Origin of the sequence: Brenneria tiliae, assembly GCF_023347575.1 — a bacterium.
In the GTDB taxonomy this organism is placed as follows: Bacteria; Pseudomonadota; Gammaproteobacteria; order Enterobacterales; family Enterobacteriaceae; genus Brenneria; species Brenneria corticis.
Genome location: NZ_JAKPCB010000015.1, coordinates 1 through 226 on the forward strand (window position 1 = coordinate 1; position 226 = coordinate 226).

The 226-nt window shown below is 52.7% G+C and carries 1 protein-coding gene; it reads right to left on the reverse strand.

All coding sequences use genetic code 11. The features are described from left to right. On the reverse strand, positions 1–226 hold a 226-nt coding region (locus MFP24_RS00065), incomplete at both ends, for an immunoglobulin-like domain-containing protein (protein WP_249246702.1).

Consider the following 226-nt stretch of genomic DNA (forward strand, 5'->3'; position numbering starts at 1 on the left):
ACCACCAGATCGTCGGCCAGTACCCGGTCAACCTTGATGGTAAAGACTGCATCCTGTGCTTCGGTGACGTCGCCGTTGCTATCGATCGTCACGTTGACAGTATCCACCGTATCGGTAACGGTCACTGTCGCTGTATCGCTGGTATCCAATTGCTCAAAGTTATGCTCGCCCGCGTCGGTTACGCTTAGCGTGTAGCTTTCGCCGTCTTGATAAACATCGTCGTTTT